The sequence below is a fragment of the Limnothrix sp. HT2024 genome (genome assembly GCF_059138625.1).
In genome coordinates, this window is the sequence record NZ_CM181121.1 from 2182476 (window position 1) to 2203027 (window position 20552).

Consider the following 20552-nt stretch of genomic DNA (forward strand, 5'->3'; position numbering starts at 1 on the left):
AACAAGCCGAACAACTTTCTTGGCGCGAGATTGCTCCGCAAGGTGATCGCCAACGCCTCGCCTTGATTTGGCAGCTAGTGCTTTTACCAGTCTAGATTCCCAATTACCCCAGTGCTCCTTATGTCTACTCCCTCCCGTGGCCTCACCCTCATTGTTCCCGAACCGATCGCCGATCGCCTTGCTCAACTCGGTTGGACAAGCGATCGCTCGCTAGTTTTGGGCGAGCATTGGCAGTGGCTCGCCAATGGATTGCTGTGGCTATTGACACGAGTGTTGGGCAAGACAGAACCCAAAGCGATCGCCGAGCCAGAAAACCTGGAATTTTCTGCTGATAGCTTTCGACAATCCTGGGAACAAGCCCAAACCGGAAAAACTCTACCGCTGTCTGAGCTATGGGAAGGAATTGAGGATGACTAGCAGCAATTCCATTGAGATTCGGTTTACCCCCGAATTTCAGAGAAAATTAAAATTTCTGTTCAAAAAATATCGTCAAATTCGTTCAGATCTCGAACCAATCCTAGAAAAGATTCGTTGCTCAGAGTTTATTGGCGATCAAATTCCCGGTATTGAAGCGAAAGTCATCAAAGTACGTATCAAAAATAGCGACAATCAAAAAGGCAAAAGCGGTGGATATCGTTTGATCTATTGGATATCTTCTCCCGAAGTCATAGTTTTGTTAGACATTTACTCTAAATCAGAGCAAAGTAATATTAGCTCCGAAGAAATTCGCCAAATTATTAACGACTTTCTGAACCATGAGACAACAGGAGACGACTAGTAATGGTGACGTGGCAAAGCCTGAGCAAACAAGCCGAGCAACTTTCCTGGCGCGATCGCCTCGCCCTGATTTGGCAGTTAGTGCGATCGCTCCTGGGGCAATCAGGTCAGTCCGCTGCTGACATTGAACCATTTCCAACCGAACCCAAAACCGTCGCTGAATTACTTGAGGGACAAATGGGAGTAATTTCCCTCAACTTCCAAAACTCTGAGGAGTCAACCACTGATGTTTGGCTAGAAAAACACATGAAAATTCGTGAAACTGCGAGCAAACCTTGGGAGTAATTCAGTGACACTCGCTGATGCTTCATTCCTAATTGCCCTCATTGATCAGAGCGATCCTTATCATCAAACTTGTCGCAATTGTGCCACCCAGGTTCGCGCGCCACTGGTAACCACTTGGTCTTGCTTTACCGAAGCAATGCACCTCCTGCGACGTGGTGGCGGATGGCCAGCTCAAGCCTATCTGTGGAGCTATGTTGAAGCTGGAGCAGTCACCTTCCACGTTAATGATTCTGCGGAGCAACTGAGGATGCAATCGCTGATGGCGCAGTATCGAAATTTGCCCATGGATTTAGCTGATGCTTCATTAGTGGCAGCAGCAGAAACTCGTGAGGTAGCAATAATTTGTACCCTCGATCAGGATTTCTATGTTTACCGCTTACCGGGCAATCGTACTTTTTCTGTATTGCCAAACCTATTAACTTAGCAACGCCAATGCTCAATTCAGTTCCTGCTCCAGCACTTCCGCAATAACATAGTCAAACCAGAATTTAGGAGGCGATCGAGCATGGTGACGTGGCAAAGTCTGAGCAAATAAGCCGAATAACTTTCCTGACGCGAGATTGCTCCGCAAGGCGATCGCTAAGGCTTAACAGACTCGACAATTAGGAAAAATTCTCTTAGGCAATCGTGACCAAAGAACGAATCTTGGCTCCAGGTGTAGTAGTAGCGACCTGACCCATAAAATCCCATCGTTGACTCAGTATCAGGCGGATCGTACTCGCCTTGAGACTCACCCCCACCGAGGGCAAAGGTACTGGGTAAGTGACCGATCGGGGCGCTGAGATCGTAGGGAATTTTAGCTCGCCGCTCAAAGTCATATTCCGGTATATGCCGCCCATCATAGGTTTCGACTTTCCAGCCCACTGCACTCCCAAAACAGCGACACAAATCATTGCGGGAATAATTGAAGGGCTTACAGGTTTCTGCTTTGCAAGCATTCCACAACTGAGCTTGAATCGAGAATCCAAAGCGATCGCGGCTATAGATCCGCCAGAGATGATCGATCGCTATCAAACTACTCTGCGGCAAGCTCTGAAGATCGCTTTTCCGTAACCAGAGATCAGATCGATCAGCGATCGCCCGAATCAGAGTAATAGTCAAATCATCAGCCGCCTGCCATTGCTGATTTGCCAGTAAATATTGCAAATTATAATAGTGAGCGCGATCGCTCAAATTGGGCAATTGGAAATGCTGCCACAGGGCTTCCAAGGCGATCACTTCAGTACAACCCAAGAGTTGCTCGATCGCTGCTTGTTGCACCGACAGGCTAGATGCTTTCAAAGCGAGAACAGCAAAAGCAATACCCCCTAGACCCCGCCGCATGGCAATGGGCACGGCCGAGAGTTGGTCGGCTTCTGAGCCACTTACAAAGCACCGCCATAGCTCTGGCAACCCAAACAGGACGATCGCACCAGAACCTTTATCACCTGATTTAGGCTTCATCAAAGCATTGGCAAATTTCATTCAGCAGTCTCGCAATTGGCATTTATTTTATCAAATTTAAAAATTTGTTTTATTTCAATTGAAAATAGATAGGCTGTGAGTTTATATTCAAAAATAACCTTATGAATGAAATCAAAGATCGCTTCAGAATTCAGTGCTCCTTGCCATGATCGAAGTTGTAGAGCAAACACCTAGCCATCTTCAGTTGCGCGATCGCGATTGGAATTGGCTGGGCTTGGGATTGTTGGGGCTTCCTTTTGTTACCGTAGGGCTAATTGTGGGGCTAGCCGTCAGCAATCGAACCACGCTCAATTGTCAGCGATTGGCAACCAGTCCAAAATCAATGGTCTGTCAACGAATAATTGATGGTTACTTGGGTCAAAATACCCTAACCATTCGTGAGCCTTTAATGCGAGCATCAGTCCGCAAAGCCAGCGGTGTTGGCGTAGTTTTGTATTTCTCCAAAACGCCTGAGCTAGAGTTAGTTAATCATCGAATTATTGTTGGTCACAAGCAAGAAATTATTGCTAATCAAATCAATGATTTTATTCAAAATTCCCAAGTCCAAATGCTCAGTATTGTTCAAGATGATTACCTGGAAGGGTCAATGAGCGGCTTAATGTTTCTGCTCCCTGGACTATTTTTAATGATTCAAGGAGTGACTACCCCAATTCTAATTACTTGCTCATTTGACAAAACCAGCGATCGAGTCACGATCTTCAAACAATATCTATTCAAGATTTCTAAGACTGTTGAAGCACCTTTTAGTCAAGTTACTGAAATCAAGCTTCAAGAGTCACCACTATCCACTAAGAAGCCTTGCTTTTATCTCGTTCTTCATTGTCAACTAAATAAAAATTCAATCGCTCACACGCAATTACTTACTCAACCTAAGCCTTCATCAGTGATCATTTCCAGCTTGCATACTAATCAACGTCATCTATTAATTATTCGTCGAACCATTCAGCAATTTCTTCCAGCAATTTTTCAATAATTTGTAGTCTAGTCTTGGATAGAAATCCATAACCGTATGATCAGGCATTGAGCGGAGCGATCGCGCCTATCGCTTTGCTGGATTTTGCAAGATTTGGTGTTTGATAGACGGAACCCAACTTGCTGTGTGAGGACGTGATGGCAAAACGCATTCCAGAACAAACGGCGAAGGCCGGTGACTACACCTGGGTCTATCGCGAGGTTGTGCCCGAATCACCCAACGATCGCCCGCCTGTGTTGTTGCTCCATGGGTTGGTGGCCTTTGGCTATAGCTGGCGGAAGGTGTTGCCCGCGCTGGCGGAACAGGGCTTCCGGGCGATCGCCCCGGACTTTCCCGGGTTTGGCGCGTCCGATCGCCCCGAGCGACTGGATTTTGCCTACACGCCCGACGCGATGATCGGCCTGCTTGACCAGTTTTTGGACGTAATGGAACTCGATCGCGTCTCGATCGTGGCCCAGGGATTTTTTGGCTCCCTGGGAATTCAGTACGCCTTGCGGAATCCCGATCGCGTCGAGCGGCTGGCGATTATCAATGCTCCAATTTTTCCCGAAGCCAAGCTGCCCTGGAAAATTTCCCAAATGGCGATTCCGCTGGTGGGCGACATGATGACCCAAGATCCGCTGCTGGTCGATCGGCTGCTCGAAGGTGGTGGCCCCTACCAAGTGGACGATGCGGACTTGGATGTGTATCGCCGGCCGTTCCTGACCAGTTCTGGGGCGGGGCGGGCCCTGCTGGCGGTGTTGCAAAACCTGCGGCTGAAACAGACCGTGCAGGAAATTACCGAAGGCCTGACCCGCTGGGAAAAACCGACCTTGGTGGCCTGGGGCGCGAGCGATCCTTGGTTGCCCGTGGAAGCCGCCAAAACTGCCGCCAAAACCATTGCCGACTGCGAGTTTGTGGAAATGGACGAAACGGGTCACTATGCCCAAGAGGACTGGCCGGAAAAGGTATCAGAGGCGTTGATTCCCTTTCTGCGGCGGATGGCGACTTGACAGGCGGGTGGGATGTCGATACATATCGTTACAATTCAGTGATCCAACGAACAGTCCACAAGCCTGTTCATCATTCGATTTTTCCCGCACTTTTCCTTAACGAGAACCCCATGATTCGACTCCGTTCGGCCCTGTTGGCCCTGGTGATGGCGGCGACGATCGCCTTTGCTGGTTTGGGCTTTGCCCACGCTGCCCAGGCAGAAACCTACACCAGCGCCCAAAAAGCCCAAATCGAAATTTTTGTACCCGGTGTGCAAGACCTGCGCGATCAGCTACCAGCGATCGAAGGCTACATTGCCAACAAGCGCTGGCGCGAAATCCAAACCTTTGTCCATGGCCCCTTGGGCGAGTTGCGTGAACGGTTGAGCCGCGTCAGCCGCCGGTTAAAGGGCAGCGATCGCGCCACCGCCGAAGCCGCCGCCAAGGATCTGTTTAAGCACCTGGTGGCAATGGATGAATTTGCTGGCCAGTTTGATTACAAACGCGCTGGCAATGAATATTTGGCTGCTGTGAAAGCTTTCGATCAATTCCTGAGCGTTGTTCCCTAGTAGCCCGTTTCTATAAATAGTTTGTCAATCAGCCCTTCGATCTAATTTGCGTGATCGGAGGGCAGTTTTTTAGGATATTAGATTTTGAAGTATAGGGATTGGCAGCAAAAGTTTTTAGAAGTTAGTCGATCAGGAAATATCATTCAGAATTTCCCGAATTTCTGCGTCTAACTGAGGCACTTTATTGATCACGACATCCCAAACAATATCATAATCAATTCCAAAGTAATGGTGAATCAAGCGATCGCGCATTCCCGCAATTGCTCGCCAATCAATACCTGAATGCTGCTGACGTACTTCATCCGGCAAATACTTGACTGCTTCACCAATAATTTCAAGGCTACGTGCATAAGCTCGCTTTAATGTCTCATTTTGGGTGAATTCATCTTGACTGAGACCTTGCGAGGTTAAGATTAGATAGCTTGTTTCATCAATAATATGCTGTAAGTATTCACGAGCAGAACGAGACATATTCAACTTCTTCCAAGATGCGAGGGCCAATATAGGGACTGAGCGATTCGACAGTCACTAGATCAATCGCCCTTCCAAATAAATCTTCCAAGAAGAAAGATAACGCCATAAAGTTGTCAAATGTTTTTTGCTCCGGCTTAAAGGTCACCAAAATATCAACATCACTCGCATCGTGAATTTCACGATCTCGCGCAAAGGAACCAAAAACACCGCAGCGGGCTACCCCCAGCCGCTCTAGTTCCTGCTGATGCTGTTGTAGTAACGTCAAAATTTGAGCTTTATTACGAACCATTTTAGACTTTTTCTTGAAGATTATTGATGATCTCTTAGAGCTGATTTATAAATCAATTATTAAGCATCTAGAGCAGCCAATCTTCTCACCATCAAATGCATTAAGCAGCCATAGATTATCCCTTCACTCGTCTCCGAATACAACTCATAGTCCTTGCTCAATCGCCGAAATCGGTTCAGCCAGCCAAACGTCCGCTCGACAATCCATCGCTTGGGCAACGTCTCAAACCCTTTACTGACTCGGCTGATCACCTCCACGCGCACACTCTCACCACACACATGCTTCACAGCATCCGCAAACTTTTTCCCGGAATACCCCTGATCAACCCAAATAACCTCTAGCCGAGATAGCTTCTCCTTCACTTCCTCTAACACCACAATCCCTCCCAATCGCTCAGAAGCATTCGCTTCAGTCACCAACACGCCCATTAGGAACCCTTGCGAGTCAACGATAATGTGGCGTTTACGTCCCTTAACCTTTTTGCCACCATCGAAGCCGTAGACCACCCCCTTTTTTCCGTGGTTTTCACCGACTGAGAATCACCGATACTGACCCTAGATTGCTCTGAACGACCTAATTTGCTCCGCAGTTGCTCTCGAATCTGGTCATGCATTTGCTGCCAAATTCCTTTTCGTTGCCATTTCTGGAAGTAATGGTAGACCGTACTGTAAGGGGGTAAATCGTGAGGCAGCATTTCCCACTGGCAGCCAGTGCGCTGGACGTAAAAGATGCCATTGAGGATTTCTCGGAAATCAACTTCTATCGGATGTCCAAAGCCTTTAGGAGCGGGCAGCAGCGGCTGGAGGAGCACCCACTCATCGTCGCTCAAATCACTGGGATAGGCTTTGCGGGTAGGATTGGCAATGACCGGGAGACGACTCATGAGCTGGATGATGCTTCGGGTAGGTCTAGCCTAAAACCGGATTTAGAGTTGCCAAGTCGGCTTTAGCTTCTCTTTATGAATTAGCTCTTAGAGAACAACTAATAGCAAGCCTCACATGGATCATGTCAAGCTTCGCAAATCCAAATTCGCATCGCGACATAGCGATTTAATGCTATTTTTCAGTTTTCTAAAGGCGAGCAAATTTCAACTAGACCACCATCAGGACAGCGTACATATGAAACAACTTGCCCCCATGGCTTCATTTCCGGTGCTTTTATCTCGGTAGCACCTGCCGCCACAGCCTTTGCGTGCGCTTCCTCGACTCTTGGCGTAACTAGTGCGACTTCAAATCCAAGGGGTTTGCTAGATTCGCTAGCAGCAACAAAACCCATCGGAAAATGCATTTTCCCCAGCTCGTGTGATGCAAAGGCAAGGGTTGTTTCTCCAGTTTCTAGCTCGCCATAATCCCCTGATTCATGCAGAAAGCGACGTGATAACCCAAATGCGCTTTCAAAAAAAGCTAGGGACTCAGCGACGTTGGGTACGTAGAGAATTGTGTATCCAAGTTTCATAGGTGCTCCGAGTCCAACGCAAGCCATAGCATCAGATGGTTTTAACTTCATTGTAAAGGTTTTACTCCAAGGACATAGCGGATGAGGATTGCGATCGCGGGTGGGGGTATTGTCGGGGCAATGATTGCCTACGAACTGAGCGGGCAGCCCGACTGGCAAATTACGCTGATTGACCCTCAGGCGATCGCCTCGCCGTTGCCCTCCGATCGCCCCACCTCAACAGGAGCCGCCCTCGGGGTATTGATGGGCGCAATCAGCAAGAAAACCAAGGGGCGGGCTTGGAAGCTGCGTTGCAACAGTATTCAACGCTATCCACACCTGATTCAAGAACTAGAAACTCTGCTCGATCGCCCCATTCCCCACAATCCAAACGGCATCCTGAAACTGGTTTTTAACGAAGCCGATCGCCCCGGATGGGAAGGGCTGGCAGAACTGCGGAAATCTCAGGGATTCTCGCTGGAGTTGCTGTCACCTTCAGCGGTGGGTGATCGGTTCCCATCGGTGAATTTAGCCGCCATGGATGGGGTAGCTTTCGGGGTGTTTTCGCCCCAAGATTGGCAGGTGCAGCCCCTGGCCTTGACGATCGCCTTGCGAGAAGCGGCGGTGAAACGGGGGGCAACGATCGCCCCAGCCCAGGTCACGGACGTGCAGACGGTGGGCGATCGCGTTGTTAGCCTGACCACCACGGCAGGGGAGCTGGCTTGCGATCGGCTGGTGGTGGCGGCTGGGTTGGGGTCGGCGGCATTGGCCCAGGCGATCGCCCCGGGAGCAGCCAAGCCCCTGAAGTTGCAGCCGGTGTTGGGTCAAGCCCAGCGGTTGCGGCTGCCGCGCCCCCTGAGCGATCGCCCGGAACCCGTGCTGACCGGCAATGACATTCACATCGTGCCCCTCGGTGGCGGAGACTATTGGGTGGGGGCAACGGTGGAGTTTCCCGCCGGGGCCGAGTCGGTGGTTGCCAACGGGGCCGAGTGGGCAGCGGTGCGGCAAGGGGCGATCGCCCTGGTGCCAGCCCTGGCCCAGGCGGAAATCATCGAAACCTGGTCGGGTTTGCGGCCGCGCCCCGTGGAGCGATCAGCTCCGGTGATTGAGCCGCTGAACGCCAACAGTTGGCTCGCCACCGGTCACTATCGCAACGGCGTGTTGCTGGCTCCGGCGACGGCGCAATTGATCCGCGAGGCGATCGCCCAAACCAGCCCCTAAACCGGACGGGTAGGGAAATCCGAAATTTCAGATCACGGGGCGATCGCGCTAGCCTAGGGCCGTCCCAATTCCCTACACCAACCAGCCGTTTCCTATGAGCAGCGTGCTAAAGAAAGGCAATATCACGGTTCACACCGAAAATATTTTTCCGATTATCAAAAAGTGGCTTTACTCGGAGCATGAAATCTTTCTGCGGGAGTTGATTTCCAACGCCGTGGATGCGATTTCTAAGCTGCGGGCGATCGCCATGATGGGCGAAACCAGCGCCGATGTGGGTGAACCGAAAATCACGATCGCCCTTGATAAAGACAACAAAAAACTCTCGATTACCGACACCGGTATCGGCATGACCGCCGAGGAAATCGAGAAATATATCAACCAAGTCGCCTTCTCCAGCGCCGAAGAATTCGTCGAGAAGTTCAAGAATTCTGATCAGAACATCATCGGTCACTTTGGCTTGGGTTTCTATTCGGCGTTCATGGTCTCCAGCACCGTAGAAATCGATACCCTGTCCTACCAAGAGGGCGCACAGGCCGTTCACTGGACTTGCGACGGTTCCACGGAATTTGAAATCGACACGAGCGATCGCACCGAGCGCGGCACGACGATTACCCTCACCCTGCTCGATGAAGAATCCGAGTATTTAGAAGAAGCGCGGATTCGCGGTTTGGTGAAGAAGTTCTGCGACTTCATGCCCTACCCGATCGAACTGAACGGGGAGCAAATCAACCGCCAAAAAGCCCCTTGGAAAGAGTCACCCAGCAACCTGACCAAGGAAGACTACCTGGAGTTTTATCGCTACCTTTATCCGTTCCAAGATGAACCGCTGTTGTGGATTCATCTGAACACCGACTATCCCTTTGTGATCAACGGGATTCTCTATTTCCCGAAACTGAAGCCGGACGTTGACCCCACCAAGGGCGACATCAAACTATTCTGCAATCAGGTCTTTGTCAGCGATAACTGCGAAGAAGTTATCCCCAAGTTCCTGTTGCCCCTGCGCGGTGTGATCGACAGCACCGACATTCCCTTGAACGTGTCGCGCAGCTATTTGCAAGCCGATCGCACCGTTCGCCAAATTGCCAACTACATCGCCAAAAAAGTCGGCGACCAACTGAAGGATCTCTACCGCAGCGACAAGCCTGAATACATCCGTTGCTGGCAAGATTTGGGCACGTTTGTGAAGTTTGGCTCCTTGAACGATGACAAGTTTAAGAAGCAAGTGGAAGAGATCTTGATCTATCGCACCACGGCGGAATTGGGCAGCGGTAGCGATGCGGTGCAGGTGGAAGTGCAAACGGAAGAGGGCGATGCTTGGTCGAACCCCGCCGACACCCAAGAAGCCAAAGATGCCAATGGGTTCTACTACACCACCCTGAAGGAATACCTAGAACGGAACCAGGAAAAACACGAAAACCGCGTGTTCTATTGCACCGATCCGGCTTCGCAGGCCACCTATGTGGAATTGCACAAGAGCCAGGGTCTAGAAGTGCTATTCCTCGACTCATTCATCGACACGCATTTTGTCAGTTTCCTGGAGCGGGAATATTCCGACGTGAAGTTCTCGCGGGTGGATTCAGAAATTGATGAAGCACTGCTGGATTCTTCCAAGAAAGAGTCGGAAATTGTCGATCCAGCGACCAACGAAACCCGCAGCGATCGGATCAAGAAGCTGTTTGAAGAAGCCCTGGGCAAACCGAGCGTCACGGTGCGCGTGGAAGCCCTGAAAGCGGAAGAATCAGCACCGCCTGCTATGGTGCTGCTGCCGGAAGCAATGCGCCGCATTCAAGACATGACCGCCATGTTTGAAGGCAAGACCGCCAGCTTCCCCGATACCCATGTGCTGCTGGTGAACTCGTCGCACCCGTTGGTGGAGAACCTGCTGAACGTGAGCGGCGGCTCGATCGCCCTGGCCGATGGCAGCCAATCGCCCGCCTCGGAACTGGGCAAGATGCTTTGCAACCACATCTACGACTTGGCGTTGATGGCGCAAAAGGGTTTTGACGCGGAGGGGATGAAGTCCTTTGTGTCGCGATCGAACCAAGTGCTGACCCAACTGACCAAGCAATAGATTCGGTTTCTCGTCAGACCAATCAACCCTGCGATCGCACGAGTCGATCGTGGGGGTTTTTGATCGGGCATCAACGAATCAACATTCGCGGAGGGCGCAAGGCGTTGCGCCCCTACCCAAAAATCATTTTTTGTGGGCTTGGATTGTTATCAGTTTTCACAATTTTCCATCACAAATTTCGAGAAAGTTGATCGATTCAGATCAGCATTAATCGCTGGAACTCCAGCCGGAATCACTACCGGAGTCACTGCTGGAATAGTCGCTGGAACTGCTGGAATAATCGCTGCTGGAGTAATCACTGGAACTGCTGGAATAATCACTCAAACTATCACTTGAATAGTCGCTGGAACTCCAACTAGAATCACTGCTGGAATAGTCGCTGGAGCTGTCAGGCTCGATCGCCCCGCCATGATCAGCCGCTGATTCCGCCGCCTCAAAAATATCTGCAAAATTGCCCGACTCCGCCGCGATCGGCTCCGGTTCAGCGGTCTTCTCCTCAACCCAATCCTGAATTTGCTGGCTCGCAATTTCAGCCAACTCTTCGATCGCCTCATTCACCACAATCTCAGCCGCCTCGCCCACCGCATCAATCACCTGATCCTGATTAAGGGGCAGGGAATCGATCGGGTTTTGAAGGGCCGATCGGCTCGATCCAGAAGAACTCGAACGGTAATTCAAAGAATACGACCCGTAGCTAGCTGATCGCCGCCGCTGCATCCACCACCACAGCAACACCAACAGCGCGATCGCCCCGCCCAAACCCGCCGCCACGATCGCGGCGGACTGGGTTCCCGCCGAGGTGGCCACAAACCACCAAACCGGCGCAATTGCCGCCGCTAATCCCATGGCCCCGTAGGTTAACCAACTTTCCAGATCCATTGCGCCCCCCAACTTCAACGCGATCGATTCCATGATGGGCGATCGCATTGAAAATTGCCCAAACCAAAATCGAGACCATTGCCTACCGGCTCCGGTCTCGATCGATTGGGTTCAACGTTTTCAAATGGAAAGTTAGATGCCCAAACGTTGGTAAATCACATCCAAATTGCGCAAGTGCTGTTGCGGATCAAAGCACTCATCAATTTCCTCTTGGGACAGGAGAGATTTCACCGTGGCATCTTGGCAGATGAGCTTATAGAAATCGCCACTTTCATTGTTCCAAGCTTGGTGCGCACAACCCTGCACAGCCGCGTAGGCATCCTCACGGGTCAAGCCTTTTTTCACCAAGGCCAACAGCACCTTTTGGCTGAAAACCACACCGCCATAGCAGTTCATGTTGCGCTTCATGTTTTCGGGATAAACCAACAGGTTTTTCACCAAATTGGTCATTTCCACCACCATAAAGTGCAGCAAAATGGACGAGTCGGGCAGAATTGTCCGCTCTACAGAGCTGTGGGAAATATCCCGCTCATGCCAGAGGGCCACGTTTTCCAGGGCCGCCACGGCATGGCCACGAATCACCCTTGCCATCCCGGTAATTCGCTCCGATCGCACCGGGTTGCGTTTGTGGGGCATGGCCGAGGAGCCTTTTTGACCCTTGGCGAAAAATTCCTCCACTTCCAGCACGTCGGTGCGTTGCAGGTTGCGGATTTCCACGGCGAACCGCTCCAGGGAAGCGGCCACCAGCGCGAAGGTCTGCACATATTCCGCATGGCGATCGCGCGAAATCACCTGAGTGGAAGCCGTGTCCGGTTCCAGGCTCAGCAGCTTACAGGCCAAGGATTCCACACGCGGATCAATGTTGGCATAGGTTCCCACTGCGCCGGAAATTTTGCCCACAGCCACCCGATCGCGCAATTGCACGAGCCGATCGCGGTTGCGCAACATTTCCGCCAGCCAGCCAGCCAGCTTGAAGCCAAAGGTCATCGGCTCCGCGTGGATCCCGTGGCTGCGGCCAATGCAAATCGTGTTGCGGTGTTCCTGGGCTTGGTAGCGCAGGGCTTGGATCAGCGATTCCACCCGCTTCAGCAGCGTATCGATGCTGGCCACCAATTGCAGGGCCAACGCCGTGTCCAACACGTCGGAACTGGTTAAGCCCAAGTGAATGTAGCGACCCGCGTCGCCCACGTACTCATTCACGTTGGTCAGGAAGGCGATCATGTCGTGATGCACTTCCGCTTCAATTTCCAGAACGCGCTGGGGGTCAAAGTTAGCTTTCGCTTTGATCTCTTCGACGGCTTCGGCAGGGATGTATCCCAGTTCTGCTTGGGCTTCGCAGACTGCAATTTCCACTTGCAGCCAGGTCTGTAGCTTGTATGCGTCCGTCCAGAGATTGCCCATCTCAGGCAGCGTGTAGCGGTCGATCATGCCCGTCGTTGCGATGTTGCCAGAACACCGTGAAGAGATTAACCGAGCTATTGTACCGGGTTTTGGCGATCGCCCTGAGGCCCCTTGCTCGATCGATCCAATGGGACATAGAACCAACCTTGTAGGGGCGTACGGCCGTACGCCCCTACCCGGATCTGTCTTGACTTAGGAAATACTGGGAACCAACGACAGGGAACAGACAATGCCCAAGGCGCAGCCCACAATCACCTGAAACGGCGTGTGGCCCAGCAGTTCCTTCAGGCGTTCTTCACTGAGTTGGTGATCGCCTTCAAAAAACTCATCAATGATTTGGTTCAAGACGGCGGCCTGTTTACCGGCGGCTCGGCGCACCCCGGCGGCATCGTACATGACGATGATCGCGAAGATGGTGGCCATGGCAAATTCAATGCTGCTCCAGCCCACGGTTTGGCCAATGCCCGTGGCCAGGGCGGCCACGAGGGCGGAGTGGGCACTGGGCATCCCGCCGGTGGTCACCAGGGTGCGCACGTCAAATTTCCGCTGGCGAGCAAGTTCCACCACCAGCTTGATGGCCTGGGCCAGGATGCAAGACCCCAAGGAGACCAGGAGAATGCGGTTATCGAGAATGTGGCTAAAGTCGTCCATGGGTCGAGCGGGGGGCGATCGAGTTGGGGACGGTGGGTGAGGAAGCGATCCGCAAGGGCGAATTCAGCGGCGGGGCAAGGGGCTTAAGCCCCTTGTCTACCAAGTCGGGCGGGAAAACCGGTGCCGATCGCCCTCGTGGTTGCTAGTTTTTGCGGCTGACGATGTAATCAGCCAGGGCTTGCAAGGGGGCAGCGGCCGTGCCGAATTCGTTCAAGCTGGCCTTGGCGCGATCGATCAATTCTTTGGCCATTTCGCGCGATCGATCCAAGCCATAGAGTTTCGGGAAAGTGGCTTTTTCCACGGCGGTGTCCTTCCCGGCGGTTTTGCCCAGCTCCTCCGTGGTGGCAGTCACATCGAGGATGTCATCCACAATCTGGAAAGCTAAACCAATGTCCTGGGCATATTGCGCCAGTTTGCCCACGGTGGCTTCATCGGCTCCGGCAATCGTGGCCCCGGTGGTCACACAGGCTTCCAACAGGGCTGCGGTTTTGTGGCGATGGATAAAGTGCAGGGTGTCGAGGGAAATGTTCGGGTTGCCTTCGCTGGCCAGGTCTACCACTTGGCCACCCACCAGGCCGGCGGCCCCAACGGATTTTCCTAGCAGGGCGATCGCCCGCACCACTCGATCGGCCGACACACCTTGGGTTTGGGTTGCCACAAATTCAAAGGCATAGGCCAACAGCCCATCCCCGGCCAAAATCGCCACCGGTTCCCCATAAACCTTGTGGTTCGTGGGTTTGCCGCGCCGAAAATCGTCGTTATCCATGGACGGCAAATCGTCATGAATCAGCGACATGGTGTGAACCATCTCCAGGGCACAGGCTGTGGGCATGGCCGATTCGATCGCCCCGCCCACCAGCTCACAGGCCGCCAAACACAGAATCGGTCGCAGCCGCTTGCCCCCCGCCATCAGGGAATAGCGCATCGACTCATAAACGGTTTCGGGATAGACCACCGAGATCGATCGATCGAGGGCGGCCTCAACCAAAGCTTGACGTTCGCGAAGATAGCCTTTGAGATCAAAGCCCGTCGAGGGAGCAGTAGGCGCGCTAGCGGTCATGGGACAAGCACAACAGAACAGCAAGAAATCTTCCTTACCGAACCCGATCGCCGCCACAGGCGGAATCCGGCCTGGTTACGGTGCGCTTTTGGCCTAGCAAAACAACCGCTGAACCACAACCACCACCGTCAGAAGTTGGTTTGAGGGGCATTGTACCGCCTGAGGGGATCGCCCCGAGGGGACAGACCGGATTCTGATCAGATTCAGTCAGACTTTGAGTGAATTTAGGGCTGATTTCGAGCGAATTTCCAGCCAATTCCAGAGGTTTTGTGAACCTTTGCAAACCATCCTTGAACTGATACTCATCAATCCATTCCGTCTGGATCCACCGCAGCGATCGAGAGAATCTCTGACCCATTCCTAAAGATCCTCAGCCGGTTCAATCCAGCCGGCTGGACAAAGGGAATTTCAACCCAGCCGGTTGGATGAAGAAAGCCCCGATCCAGAGCATCCCGATCCAGGGCATTCAGATGCAGAAGATTCCCTGAGCGCGATCGGGACAATTAGTCGGGACAGCTAGGCCAGGCGGCGACGATAGCTCTCCACGGTGTTGGCTAGCAGCATGGTCACCGTCATGGGCCCCACACCACCCGGAACCGGCGTGATTGCGCCGGCCACATCCAACAGGCGATCGAAATCCACATCTCCCACCAGCTTGCTCTTGCCGGTCTGATCGGTAATCCGATTAATCCCCACATCAATCACCGTCGCGCCAGGCTTGATGTAGTCAGGGCCAATCATCAGGGGCCGTCCCACCGCCGCCACTAAAATATCGGCTTCTCGGCAAACGGCCGCCAAGTCCGGAGTGCGCGAATGGGCGATCGTAACCGTGGCGTTGGCTTCCAACAGCATCAGGGCGATCGGTTTGCCCACCAAAATGCTGCGGCCGACCACCACGGCTTTTTTGCCAGCCGGATCAATGCCCCCATCTCGCAAAATTTCCATCACGCCGGCCGGGGTACAACTGCGCAGGCCAGGCTCACCCCGCACCAACCGCCCCAAATTAGCCGGGTGCAACCCATCGGCATCTTTATCGGGGTCAATTTCCAACAGCAGGGCGTTGCCATCCAGCCCTTCCGGCAAAGGCAGTTGCACCAAAATGCCATCCACGTTCGGATCGGCGTTGAGCTGATGAATAATGGCGGTTAGTTCGGCTTGGGTGGCCGTGGCGGGCAGATGCTGACCAAAGGAGACCATACCCAAACGCTCGCAGGCCCGTTCTTTGTTGCGAACATAGGCGGCGCTGGCGGGATTGTCCCCGACCATCAACACAGCTAGGCCCGGCGCACGGCCCCGATCGGGCTGGAGTTCCGCAATCTCCACCTTCAGGCGATCTTGAATTTTCTCGGCAAGGGCTTTTCCGTCCAGCAGGCGCGCAGTCATGAGGGGAGAAATTCTAGGAAGAACGCTTCAAACTGTAAAGAATTGATCATGCGTTTTGACCATTTCAGCGTCAAAATCTAAAGGATTTTCCGCACCTCAACGATTTCGTCAACCCATGTGAAAACCCATGAAGCAGCCAATGCAAAAGTTAAAGTTAAGAATCGTGGTCACTGAGGGCCCGCTTGCGCAACCATAACGAGCAACAGGATCTGATTGAAAATCACCATACCGGCAATGTCTCAGCAGCTCATGTCTCAGATATTGCGGCGTTTGGCTCCACCCGTTCCACCACGGCCAAAAGGACAAAAAAACAAGGGGTGGCATGGGTTAGTTCTAGGGTTCACCTGGTTAATGGTGGGCTGCACGCCAACCGTTGCGATCGGGGAGTTAAAACAACAACCGGCTTCGTCGCTCAATGGGCGATCGGTCTACATCCAAGGCAAAGCCGTCGAACGGGTACCCCTGCTCGACGGCCGCATTTACCGAATTGAAGATCCAACGGGCTGGATTTGGGTGCTGTCTCAGGGCGATCGAACCGAGCTTGAGCTAGGGCAAGTGGTGAAACTCAAGGCCTCGCTTCGCTATCAACCGATTCAAGTGGGGCAGCAGGAGATGGGCGAACTTTACGCGATCGAGGAGCCTTGAACTATCCATGCGTCCATCAGACCCCAGCCCAAGCCCCAGATTCCCATCAGGATCTGAGCCAAACGGGGACAGTTCATCCCCAGGTACTGAAACAGGCACTGGATCAGGAATGGAAGCCGTGGCCCTTGCGTTGCTCTATCCTCCCTCGCGCGATCGATTCCTGTTGCAACTGCGGGATGATTTTCCCCACATTCTCTATCCCGGTCACTGGGGCCTGTTTGGCGGACACCTGGAGGCCGGCGAAGCGCCCGAAGCGGGTCTGCGGCGGGAATTGCAAGAGGAAATTGGCTTTGTGCCGCCCCGGTTAAGTCCGTTTCGATCGACCTTGCAAGACAGCGGCCGCCAGCATTTTTTCTTCCATGGGTTGCTGACCGTGCCGCTCACGGAGTTGGAACTCAACGAAGGGCAGGATTTGGCTTGGGGCACGATCGCCGACTTGGAAGCGGGGGAATGTTGGTCGCCCCGTTTGCAACAGATGCGCCCGATCGGCACGCCCCATCGATCGATCCTGTTGGCCCTGCATCAAGATCCAGCCCTCTGGCTTGATGACTAAGGCAACCTGATGCAGCCGTTGATTAACCCACCACCATCTCAATTAACCCAGCAAATTAGCCAAGCCACATTAACTAAGCCACATCAATCAAGCAAACCTACGGCCACCGATCATTACTGATCATTATTGACCGTCCATCTTGACGGCGTTCACATCCACCGTGGAGTCAGCCACCGTGGCCGCCGGAGCGGACTTCACCGTGGGGCGATTTTTAAACCACTCGATCGCGATTTGCGACAACTCTGCAATCAGCAAGGTCACGATCGCCAAATCATCCAATTGGCCCGCGATCGGCAGAAAGTCCGGCGCAATATCGATCGGGCTGAGGAGATACACCAGCGTGCCCGCCACAATCCAGAGGCGATATTTCGGATTCCGAATCGTGTCGCGATACCAACCGTAAAGGGCGCTGGGGGAGATGTTCATGGCGCTATCCTGCCGCGTGATTGCCTCTCATCTTGACAGGGGCGATCGGGCAGCGTCGAGGGTGACGACCCCACCGCTCGATCGCGAAACCCGCACCCCTCAGCCAGTTCAGCAATTGCCCCCCGATCGTCCCCTAAACCGCATGGGCGCGATACCAGTCGATCGTTTGGCGCAGCCCATCCTCAAAACTCGTTTGCGCCTCAAACCCAAATAGTTCCTTGGCCCGCGTCGTGTCCAAACAGCGGCGTGGCTGGCCGTTGGGTTTGTCCGTTTCCCAAACCAACTCCCCGTCGTAGCCCATCAATTTGCAAATCAGCTCAATCAAATCGCGAATCGAAATTTCCCGACCCGTCCCCAAGTTCACCGGCTCCGAGCTGTTCAGCAACTGCGCCCCCAAAACAATGCCCGCCGCCGCATCGGTGGAATACAAAAACTCCCGCGTGGGACTGCCATCGCCCCAAACCGGGATCTGTCGATCGCCCCGTTGTTGCGCCTCATGCACCTTGCGAATCAGCGCCGGAATCACATGGGAACTACCCGGATCGAAATTGTCCTCCGGCCCATACAAATTCACCGGCAATAGATAAATGCCATTGAATCCATACTGATCCCGATAGGCCTGAAGTTGCACCAACAGCGCCTTTTTCGCCACCCCGTAGGGCGCATTGGTTTCCTCGGGATAGCCCTCCCAAAGATCAGACTCCTTAAACGGCACAGGCGTGAACTTGGGATAGGCGCAAATCGTTCCCACACAAACAAATTTCTCCACTCCCGCTTGATAGGCCGCATGGATCAGTTGCGTACCCATCATCAAATTGTCGTAAAACAGCTCGGCCGGTTTTTCGCGGTTCAGGCCAATGCCGCCCACGTGGGCCGCCAGGTGAATCACCACCTGCTGACCCGCCACGGCCGTCTCACAGGCCGCCCATTGCCGCAAGTCGCACTCGCGCGATCGGGGAATCCTAATTTTTTCAGGATTTGCCCCCGCCGCCACCAACTGTTGCACCACCTGCTTGCCCAAAAAGCCCGCGCCACCGGTCACCAGAATAGTCTTATTACTCAAATCGATCGGGGTGTTGCTCATGTTGTTCACCTGCTGTTCACCTTAAAACGTGGGGAAAGTTGGGGTCGAAACCGGCCGCGAATGAGGGTTGCCAAGGCGCGATCGGCCTCGGTTTCCGGTTTTTCCGGCCCCGCAACCGCTGCGGAACACCCAGAAAACCCCATTTTGGAACAGCCCCACCCCATTCGACACCTGTTCCCCCTTTTCGTCATCAGGCAATTCAGCTTCCGGCGAACGCCAGCAAAATTATCAATTACTATCAATGGCGGTTTTGAAGCCACATTTTGAAGGGGGCGGTTTAAAGCGGTTTAAGTCCATTACATTGTATTTGCCCTTCACTTTCCCTTCACTAAAAACTCCCCCAATCACCATGTGGCCCAGCGCAATTACTGCCTATTTCCATTACCTCAGCTTTATGTTGGCCTTTGGGGCCGTGGCGGTGGAACTGTTGACTCTCAAAAAAGAACTCTCGATCGCGGAAGCTTGGCGAATTTTGATTGCTGATGTGATCTATGGCATCTCCGCCTCTTTGGTTTTATTTACCGGAGCGTTGCGGGTCATTTATTTTGGCAAAGGTGCTGACTATTACCTTGGCAACCCCATTTTCTATACCAAAGTTGGCCTATTTCTCTTGGTCGGGGCCTTGTCCATTTACCCAACCATTTCCTTTGTGTCTTGGATTGGCAGCTTGCGGGAGGGCAAGGTTCCCCAACTGGGCCCAACACAATTTCAGTGGCTCTCTTGGCTAATTCGGATTGAGCTAGTGGGTTGGATGGGTCTTCCGTTGTTGGCGGCACTCCTGGCCCGCAGCGCGTAATCCCCATGGCCTAGCCCACCATGCCTCAGGGATTGTCTCGTTGAATATCGCGATCGAATGCTTCAAGGATTGAGATCAGATTGTTATCTCCAATGCTTGTCTGATGGTTGACTATTTGGTGGCTATCTTGTTGATGACGATCTCAGTTTTGGTTGAACCCCTTTGAAGAAATTTGGCCGCTGGCTGGTCTTGGGGCTAGTCCTTGCTTTTTTGCTGAAAACGCTGCTCGATCGGGCGGCGGAAGTTGCCACCTTGCGGTTAACGGCCCAAGGGTGGGGCTGGCTGGCCCTGTCGTTGGGGCTGACGGCGGCGGCGCATCTGTGGTCAGCGGTGGTGTGGGGCTGGCTGTTGAAGGCTTTTGGGCGATCGGCCCCACGCGGCTGGGTGTTGCGCACCTATCTGGTGACCAATGTGGCCAAGTATTTGCCGGGGAATGTTTGGCATTTTTACGGCCGAATTCGAGCGGCGGGCCGGGTGGGCGTGGCTTGGCCGGTGGCGGCGGCCAGTGTGTTGCTGGAGCCGTTGCTGATGGCGGTGGCGGCTCTGTTGTTGGGGGTCTTGGCGAGCGATCGGGCTTGGTGGGGAGTGCAGTTGGCCCTGGCGATCGGGGTGTTGGCGGCGGTGCATCCCCGCATTTTGAATCCCCTGCTGCAACGGTTGGGTCGCCGCAAGCTGCAAACCAACGACAGCAACCCCCACCACCAACCGGCCCAACTGAGCCAATACCCGATCGGGCCGTTGTTGGGGGAAACGGGCTTTTTGCTGTGGCGGGGCGCAGGTTTTTTGGCAGCTCTGGCGGCCTTTAGTGCCATTAATCCTCTGGATTTGCCTCGGTTGGCCAGTGGGTTTGGCTTGGCCTGGTTGCTGGGGTTGGTCGTGCCCGGTGCGCCCGGCGGGGTTGGGGTTTTTGAGGCGGCGGCGATCGCCCTGTTGGGGTCGATCGTCAATCCAGCGGCTCTGTTGGCCAGCGTGGCTAGCTATCGATTGGTGAGTGTGCTGGCGGAAACCGGCTTAGGTGGCTTGGCCTGGTGGTTAACGCCGCCTGCCGAACAAATTTGGACTGGGGAAGCTGAGTCTCGGGACTCGGAAGCTTCTGAATCGAATTAGTGGGGTAAGCGGCGTATCAATACATTTGGCTTTAATTGG

The 20552-nt window shown here is 53.4% G+C and carries 25 protein-coding genes; 13 read left to right on the plus strand and 12 right to left on the minus strand.

What is annotated here, in order from left to right; all coding sequences use genetic code 11:
• Window positions 1-120 precede the first annotated feature (120 nt).
• From AC2IAX_RS08660 to AC2IAX_RS08675, 4 genes are read left to right on the plus strand one after another with little or no spacing between them, the layout of a single operon-like run.
• A complete protein-coding gene (locus AC2IAX_RS08660) occupies window positions 121-417 on the plus strand; it encodes a hypothetical protein (protein WP_494390187.1) in 297 nt (98 codons plus the stop codon).
• Window positions 410-778, plus strand: coding sequence for a type II toxin-antitoxin system RelE/ParE family toxin (locus tag AC2IAX_RS08665; RefSeq protein ID WP_494390188.1), 369 nt, complete (start codon window positions 410-412; stop codon window positions 776-778). The genes AC2IAX_RS08660 and AC2IAX_RS08665 overlap by 8 nt, the downstream gene beginning before the upstream one ends.
• A gap of 2 nt (window positions 779-780) precedes the next feature.
• Window positions 781-1062 (plus strand): hypothetical protein, encoded by a 282-nt coding sequence (locus AC2IAX_RS08670; protein ID WP_494390189.1) that lies wholly within the window; start codon window positions 781-783, stop codon window positions 1060-1062.
• 4 nt (window positions 1063-1066) lie between these two features.
• Window positions 1067-1486, plus strand: a complete 420-nt coding sequence (locus AC2IAX_RS08675) for a type II toxin-antitoxin system VapC family toxin (protein WP_494390190.1) — start codon at window positions 1067-1069, stop codon at window positions 1484-1486.
• A gap of 155 nt (window positions 1487-1641) precedes the next feature.
• Here the strand turns inward: AC2IAX_RS08675 and AC2IAX_RS08680 are convergent, their stop codons facing one another.
• Window positions 1642-2526, minus strand: coding sequence for a GUN4 domain-containing protein (locus tag AC2IAX_RS08680; RefSeq protein WP_494390191.1), 885 nt, complete (start codon window positions 2524-2526; stop codon window positions 1642-1644).
• Window positions 2527-2671: 145 nt separating this feature from the next.
• On the opposite strand from AC2IAX_RS08680, the gene AC2IAX_RS08685 reads away from it, so the two are divergent.
• The 3 genes from AC2IAX_RS08685 to psbQ all read left to right on the plus strand — a co-directional run bounded on the left by AC2IAX_RS08685 (window position 2672) and on the right by psbQ (window position 5039).
• On the plus strand, window positions 2672-3499 hold the full coding sequence (locus AC2IAX_RS08685; protein WP_494390192.1) for a hypothetical protein: 828 nt from the start codon (window positions 2672-2674) through the stop codon (window positions 3497-3499).
• A gap of 137 nt (window positions 3500-3636) precedes the next feature.
• Entirely contained in the window at window positions 3637-4491 is an 855-nt protein-coding gene (locus tag AC2IAX_RS08690) for an alpha/beta fold hydrolase (RefSeq protein WP_494390193.1), read from the plus strand.
• A gap of 110 nt (window positions 4492-4601) precedes the next feature.
• Window positions 4602-5039 carry a photosystem II protein PsbQ gene (gene psbQ / locus AC2IAX_RS08695; protein WP_494390194.1) on the plus strand — a complete coding sequence of 146 codons (438 nt, stop codon included), beginning with the start codon at window positions 4602-4604 and terminating at the stop codon, window positions 5037-5039.
• Between the two features lie 129 nt (window positions 5040-5168).
• Here psbQ and AC2IAX_RS08700 read toward each other — a convergent pair whose 3' ends face one another.
• From AC2IAX_RS08700 to AC2IAX_RS08715, 4 genes are all read right to left on the minus strand, one after another.
• The gene (locus AC2IAX_RS08700) at window positions 5169-5510 is read right to left on the minus strand and encodes a HepT-like ribonuclease domain-containing protein (protein ID WP_494390195.1); all 342 of its coding nucleotides are present in this window, start codon (window positions 5508-5510) and stop codon (window positions 5169-5171) included.
• Complete coding sequence (locus AC2IAX_RS08705; protein ID WP_494390196.1) at window positions 5491-5802, minus strand: nucleotidyltransferase family protein; 312 nt, start codon at window positions 5800-5802, stop codon at window positions 5491-5493. Before AC2IAX_RS08705 ends, AC2IAX_RS08700 begins: the two co-directional genes overlap by 20 nt.
• Window positions 5803-5861: 59 nt before the next feature.
• Window positions 5862-6685, minus strand: a protein-coding gene (locus tag AC2IAX_RS08710) for an IS5 family transposase (protein WP_494389097.1) whose coding sequence is annotated in 2 segments (ribosomal slippage) — window positions 5862-6307 and window positions 6307-6685 — 825 coding nt in all. Because the reading frame shifts where the segments join, the coding sequence is not laid out codon by codon here.
• 179 nt (window positions 6686-6864) lie between these two features.
• Window positions 6865-7257, minus strand: a complete 393-nt coding sequence (locus AC2IAX_RS08715; RefSeq protein WP_494390197.1) for a VOC family protein — start codon at window positions 7255-7257, stop codon at window positions 6865-6867.
• 81 nt (window positions 7258-7338) lie between these two features.
• Between AC2IAX_RS08715 and AC2IAX_RS08720 the strand changes: the two genes are divergently transcribed.
• Both AC2IAX_RS08720 and htpG read left to right on the plus strand, forming a co-directional pair.
• Window positions 7339-8457, plus strand: a complete 1119-nt coding sequence (locus tag AC2IAX_RS08720; RefSeq protein ID WP_494390198.1) for an NAD(P)/FAD-dependent oxidoreductase — start codon at window positions 7339-7341, stop codon at window positions 8455-8457.
• Between the two features lie 94 nt (window positions 8458-8551).
• Window positions 8552-10528: a molecular chaperone HtpG gene (gene htpG, locus AC2IAX_RS08725; RefSeq protein WP_494390199.1), complete on the plus strand. Its 1977-nt coding sequence runs from the start codon at window positions 8552-8554 to the stop codon at window positions 10526-10528.
• Window positions 10529-10735: 207 nt separating this feature from the next.
• On the opposite strand, the gene AC2IAX_RS08730 is transcribed toward htpG, so the two are convergent.
• The 5 genes from AC2IAX_RS08730 to folD all read right to left on the minus strand — a co-directional run bounded on the left by AC2IAX_RS08730 (window position 10736) and on the right by folD (window position 15902).
• Entirely contained in the window at window positions 10736-11440 is a 705-nt protein-coding gene (locus AC2IAX_RS08730; RefSeq protein ID WP_494390200.1) for an MYXO-CTERM sorting domain-containing protein, read from the minus strand.
• A 99-nt stretch (window positions 11441-11539) separates the two neighbouring features.
• Entirely contained in the window at window positions 11540-12835 is a 1296-nt protein-coding gene (gene purB, locus AC2IAX_RS08735) for an adenylosuccinate lyase (protein WP_190533252.1), read from the minus strand.
• A 165-nt stretch (window positions 12836-13000) separates the two neighbouring features.
• Window positions 13001-13459 (minus strand): divergent PAP2 family protein, encoded by a 459-nt coding sequence (locus tag AC2IAX_RS08740; RefSeq protein ID WP_393011921.1) that lies wholly within the window; start codon window positions 13457-13459, stop codon window positions 13001-13003.
• Window positions 13460-13601: 142 nt separating this feature from the next.
• On the minus strand, window positions 13602-14519 hold the full coding sequence (crtE, locus tag AC2IAX_RS08745; protein WP_494390201.1) for a geranylgeranyl diphosphate synthase CrtE: 918 nt from the start codon (window positions 14517-14519) through the stop codon (window positions 13602-13604).
• Window positions 14520-15035: 516 nt separating this feature from the next.
• A complete protein-coding gene (gene folD / locus AC2IAX_RS08750) occupies window positions 15036-15902 on the minus strand; it encodes a bifunctional methylenetetrahydrofolate dehydrogenase/methenyltetrahydrofolate cyclohydrolase FolD (protein WP_494390202.1) in 867 nt (288 codons plus the stop codon).
• A gap of 249 nt (window positions 15903-16151) precedes the next feature.
• Between folD and AC2IAX_RS08755 the strand changes: the two genes are divergently transcribed.
• On the plus strand, window positions 16152-16547 hold the full coding sequence (locus AC2IAX_RS08755) for a hypothetical protein (protein WP_494390203.1): 396 nt from the start codon (window positions 16152-16154) through the stop codon (window positions 16545-16547).
• A gap of 109 nt (window positions 16548-16656) precedes the next feature.
• Complete coding sequence (locus tag AC2IAX_RS08760) at window positions 16657-17100, plus strand: NUDIX hydrolase (RefSeq protein ID WP_494390204.1); 444 nt, start codon at window positions 16657-16659, stop codon at window positions 17098-17100.
• 123 nt (window positions 17101-17223) lie between these two features.
• Here AC2IAX_RS08760 and AC2IAX_RS08765 read toward each other — a convergent pair whose 3' ends face one another.
• On the minus strand, window positions 17224-17526 hold the full coding sequence (locus tag AC2IAX_RS08765; RefSeq protein ID WP_099531504.1) for a YkvA family protein: 303 nt from the start codon (window positions 17524-17526) through the stop codon (window positions 17224-17226).
• 133 nt (window positions 17527-17659) lie between these two features.
• Window positions 17660-18610: a GDP-L-fucose synthase family protein gene (locus AC2IAX_RS08770; RefSeq protein WP_494390205.1), complete on the minus strand. Its 951-nt coding sequence runs from the start codon at window positions 18608-18610 to the stop codon at window positions 17660-17662.
• Between the two features lie 349 nt (window positions 18611-18959).
• Between AC2IAX_RS08770 and AC2IAX_RS08775 the strand changes: the two genes are divergently transcribed.
• Together AC2IAX_RS08775 and AC2IAX_RS08780 are read left to right on the plus strand one after the other, a co-directional pair.
• Window positions 18960-19406 carry a DUF2214 family protein gene (locus AC2IAX_RS08775; RefSeq protein WP_494390206.1) on the plus strand — a complete coding sequence of 149 codons (447 nt, stop codon included), beginning with the start codon at window positions 18960-18962 and terminating at the stop codon, window positions 19404-19406.
• Window positions 19407-19568: 162 nt separating this feature from the next.
• Entirely contained in the window at window positions 19569-20513 is a 945-nt protein-coding gene (locus AC2IAX_RS08780; protein WP_494390207.1) for a lysylphosphatidylglycerol synthase transmembrane domain-containing protein, read from the plus strand.
• Window positions 20514-20552 lie beyond the last annotated feature (39 nt).

Excerpts from the sequence above, each read along its gene's own strand:
- AC2IAX_RS08720 (WP_494390198.1), top strand. The coding sequence starts at position 7,339 with ATGAGGATTGCGATCGCGGGTGGGGGTATTGTCGGGGCAATGATTGCC.
- folD (WP_494390202.1), bottom strand. The coding sequence starts at position 15,902 with ATGACTGCGCGCCTGCTGGACGGAAAAGCCCTTGCCGAGAAAATTCAA.
- AC2IAX_RS08705 (WP_494390196.1), bottom strand. The coding sequence starts at position 5,802 with ATGGTTCGTAATAAAGCTCAAATTTTGACGTTACTACAACAGCATCAG.
- AC2IAX_RS08755 (WP_494390203.1), top strand. The coding sequence starts at position 16,152 with ATGTCTCAGATATTGCGGCGTTTGGCTCCACCCGTTCCACCACGGCCA.
- crtE (WP_494390201.1), bottom strand. The coding sequence starts at position 14,519 with ATGACCGCTAGCGCGCCTACTGCTCCCTCGACGGGCTTTGATCTCAAA.
- AC2IAX_RS08760 (WP_494390204.1), top strand. The coding sequence starts at position 16,657 with ATGGAAGCCGTGGCCCTTGCGTTGCTCTATCCTCCCTCGCGCGATCGA.
- AC2IAX_RS08680 (WP_494390191.1), bottom strand. The coding sequence starts at position 2,526 with ATGAAATTTGCCAATGCTTTGATGAAGCCTAAATCAGGTGATAAAGGT.
- AC2IAX_RS08740 (WP_393011921.1), bottom strand. The coding sequence starts at position 13,459 with ATGGACGACTTTAGCCACATTCTCGATAACCGCATTCTCCTGGTCTCC.
- AC2IAX_RS08770 (WP_494390205.1), bottom strand. The coding sequence starts at position 18,610 with ATGAGCAACACCCCGATCGATTTGAGTAATAAGACTATTCTGGTGACC.
- AC2IAX_RS08715 (WP_494390197.1), bottom strand. The coding sequence starts at position 7,257 with ATGAAACTTGGATACACAATTCTCTACGTACCCAACGTCGCTGAGTCC.
- htpG (WP_494390199.1), top strand. The coding sequence starts at position 8,552 with ATGAGCAGCGTGCTAAAGAAAGGCAATATCACGGTTCACACCGAAAAT.
- AC2IAX_RS08660 (WP_494390187.1), top strand. The coding sequence starts at position 121 with ATGTCTACTCCCTCCCGTGGCCTCACCCTCATTGTTCCCGAACCGATC.
- AC2IAX_RS08690 (WP_494390193.1), top strand. The coding sequence starts at position 3,637 with ATGGCAAAACGCATTCCAGAACAAACGGCGAAGGCCGGTGACTACACC.
- AC2IAX_RS08700 (WP_494390195.1), bottom strand. The coding sequence starts at position 5,510 with ATGTCTCGTTCTGCTCGTGAATACTTACAGCATATTATTGATGAAACA.
- purB (WP_190533252.1), bottom strand. The coding sequence starts at position 12,835 with ATGATCGACCGCTACACGCTGCCTGAGATGGGCAATCTCTGGACGGAC.
- psbQ (WP_494390194.1), top strand. The coding sequence starts at position 4,602 with ATGATTCGACTCCGTTCGGCCCTGTTGGCCCTGGTGATGGCGGCGACG.
- AC2IAX_RS08730 (WP_494390200.1), bottom strand. The coding sequence starts at position 11,440 with ATGGAATCGATCGCGTTGAAGTTGGGGGGCGCAATGGATCTGGAAAGT.
- AC2IAX_RS08765 (WP_099531504.1), bottom strand. The coding sequence starts at position 17,526 with ATGAACATCTCCCCCAGCGCCCTTTACGGTTGGTATCGCGACACGATT.
- AC2IAX_RS08775 (WP_494390206.1), top strand. The coding sequence starts at position 18,960 with ATGTGGCCCAGCGCAATTACTGCCTATTTCCATTACCTCAGCTTTATG.
- AC2IAX_RS08685 (WP_494390192.1), top strand. The coding sequence starts at position 2,672 with ATGATCGAAGTTGTAGAGCAAACACCTAGCCATCTTCAGTTGCGCGAT.
- AC2IAX_RS08670 (WP_494390189.1), top strand. The coding sequence starts at position 781 with ATGGTGACGTGGCAAAGCCTGAGCAAACAAGCCGAGCAACTTTCCTGG.
- AC2IAX_RS08665 (WP_494390188.1), top strand. The coding sequence starts at position 410 with ATGACTAGCAGCAATTCCATTGAGATTCGGTTTACCCCCGAATTTCAG.